The organism is Nitrosomonas eutropha (genome assembly GCF_003201195.1).
GTDB classification, from domain to species: Bacteria; Pseudomonadota; Gammaproteobacteria; order Burkholderiales; family Nitrosomonadaceae; genus Nitrosomonas; species Nitrosomonas eutropha.
On record NZ_QICQ01000071.1, the window covers coordinates 1 to 2,834 of the forward strand.

At 52.5% G+C, this 2,834-nt stretch carries 3 protein-coding genes; 1 reads left to right on the forward strand and 2 read right to left on the reverse strand.

The genetic code is table 11. The features are described 5' to 3' along the window. Positions 1 to 266 precede the first annotated feature (266 nt). Together C8R14_RS13130 and C8R14_RS13135 are read right to left on the reverse strand one after the other, a co-directional pair. Positions 267 to 2,243, reverse strand: coding sequence for a S8 family serine peptidase (locus C8R14_RS13130; RefSeq protein ID WP_074710468.1), 1,977 nt, complete (start codon positions 2,241 to 2,243; stop codon positions 267 to 269). Next, entirely contained in the window at positions 2,244 to 2,486 is a 243-nt protein-coding gene (locus C8R14_RS13135) for a hypothetical protein (protein WP_082211275.1), read from the reverse strand. A 142-nt stretch (positions 2,487 to 2,628) separates the two neighbouring features. On the opposite strand from C8R14_RS13135, the gene C8R14_RS13140 reads away from it, so the two are divergent. Then, positions 2,629 to 2,834, forward strand: a 206-nt coding sequence (locus tag C8R14_RS13140; RefSeq protein WP_143000361.1) for a transposase, incomplete at its 3' end; no start/stop codon positions are given.

Here is a 2,834-nt window from a genome sequence, read left to right on the forward strand (position 1 = left end):
CTCAAAGCGCCGGGCAATTGCCGTTGGACCTTCGTCACGATCCAACGCACCCAGAATGCGATCCCGAAGATCTTGTGAATAGGCATGCATAACCTTCCCCATCAGTTGTAATAGAGAATAGTCTATTGCATGCATATATTTAAATCAAAAATGCTCTAGGGCGACGGCAATTTCCCGTAGGCGTTTTTTTCCACCGCTGGTGAATTCTGGTGGCACCGGTATTTCATAGAAGTGGTGCCGTTTGTTCTCGATCTTGCCATCTGTAATCAGGGTGACGGCGTTTTCCAGCGAGCGGTGCAGTGCGGTTTCTTCGACCTGACCATAACCACCACCTGTTTAAAAACTTTGTCCTGATCTGCCAGTTGCTGGCTGGTCTGTGGCCGCACGGCGTTCAGGCAGAGTTGGGCACGAACAAAGTTGGCTGTGGTATCCGGGTGCTCATGGAGTACGGAAGCGGCCAGATGCGCCACTTGAGGCGCGGCCATACTGGTGCCGGCATCCGCCATAAAAGGATGGCCGCCAGCAAACTGGTAGCTAGTCGATACCACACCCAGCCCGGCAGCCCTGTCCAGCAATGCGTGATTTGCACGTGTATTTATTGCCCAATTCCCACCATATGTCATCAGTTCCGGCTTGATGGCCCCATCGACAGAGTGGCCGCTACGAGTGAAGGGTGATGGCTGATCCGGCGGTGCAATCAGCAGTTCTGCCGGGTCAAGCGGATAACGCTGGCTGTTATAGGTCTGGTTGTGGCGCGCCAAGCTGCCAACCGTCAGCACATTCAATGCGGGGGCCGGTTCGATTAGTCGCCAGCCATCATTCAACAGATAGCCTGGATATTGATTTCGCCATTCCAACCCATCGGGAGAATCTTCATTTATTCGATGATTGCCTGATGACACGACAAACAGCACACCAAGTTCTCGCGAGAGGGTATCCAACGTCACCGACAAGCCTTTCAGGTGTCCGCCCAAGTAGGGCTTGTTGGCATCTCCGAAAGACAGATTGAACACTTTGCACAGATGCTTACTGACAAAGTAGCGAACGGCCTCTTCTATCTGGTTCTCCACAAAGCCCGTGGTGTTCTCATTGTGTTTGTCGAGAATCCGGCCGCTGTACAAGCGCAAGTTGGGCACAAAGATTCTGGCACGCAGGTGTTTTTCAAAGTCGCCATAAAGAGCCAGACCGGCAACATGTGTACCGTGCCCATTTTCATCGTGCGGGCCTTCGCCCGGCAAGAAGCTCTCGGCCTCGCCGACAGCTGCTTTCAGCAGAGGATGGCCATCGGCAATGCCACTATCGAGCACCACCACGCCCGGCGCTTGCGCTGAAGGAGCCTGGATATCAGGAATGTTCTGAATATCCTGAAAGACGACCGATCGCTCCAACGCAAAGTTGGGCGGCAAGTCAATGGATCGCACATCCCGATGGTGAAGCAGCCCGTCAGCCTGTGCTACTGTGCAGCGCACACGATAAAGGGTCAGCTCTGGCTTCTTGATCTGATCCAACTTCTCGATACGTTTTTCTGCCAGCCAGCTTTCAAATGCTTGCCAGGCTTGCTGCCTCGCCTGATGACTGTCTTCCAGCGGCCATAGCTCAACATCCAGCATGAACTCATCCCGATCAGGGAAGCCTTGCTGCTTCAGTGCCCAGCCTTTTCGATTGTCGGCACTCCAGCCATCCACGCTTTGCAGGGCATAGATCACTTCTTTATTGGTAACGTGCTCACCAGAAGCCATACTGGAAAGACGGGCTTCAAACTGCGCCAATGCGGCATTGGTGGCGAAGCCGATGACAACGGTTTCGTCTTCCTGGCTGACAAATTCGATTTCTGTGGAGATTTTTCTCAGATCATCCGGGTTAAATCCTTTCTGCACCGTGAAGCGGAAAAGCTTGCGCTCATCAAACCCGCCTACATCTTCACGACGAATGGCGGATTGCAGATGCCGTTCACTGAGAAATTCTTTTCCAGTCAGCACCATGTCTTTGGCTGCCCGCCGCAGGACTCGCTCTACATCGGCATGACTCATCCCTTTGAACATGCTTGTTATGCGCGCATCCTCAATGTCAAATTCACGGCGCAATCCACGCAGCTTGATTGTCAACAGCCGTCGCAACTGCTCCAGGTTGGGTGATTCAAAGACCAACACCTCATCAAACCGACGCCAAATGGCGGCATCGAGAATTTGCTCATGGTTGGTGGCGGCTACTAGGATGCTTTTGCCTTCATAGGCATCCAGCATTTACAGAAAGGCATTAACCACAGGTTTTAATTCGCCATGCTCGGCAGTATCGGCCCGCTCCTTGGCCAGTGCGTCGAACTCATCAGACAGCACGACGTCTTCCATACGACGGACTGCTTCTTTGATCTGTAAAAGTGGCAGATTACGATCTTTATCCTTGGGAACATGATCAAGTAGGGATGAATTCGTGATTCCCGGCGCACTACGCCGACCATAGAGGATTCGCTCCAGGTCATTGGCCAAAAGATGGTGGTTCTTGGCCCTCTCTTCCTTGATCAATTGCTCTGAAACACGCTTAAAGGCCTCTTGGTTACCCTCTGTTCCAGTTTTTATGAGTTGTCTAAGAACCTGTTCAAAGTCTAGGGGAGTATGAGAAACTCGGAAGATGAGAAGAAGTTACCCGAGCGACATCAGTCGTGAACAATTCGAGCTTATCAAGCCTTTGCTGGAGAGCGCGCGCAGGAAGACCAGCCCTCGACGAATAGATCTGTACGATGTTTTTTGTGCGGTGCTGTATTTGCTCAAGAGCGGCTGCCAGTGGCGAGCCCTGCCTAATGACTTTCCCAAGTGGCGCACTGTCCACTCATACTG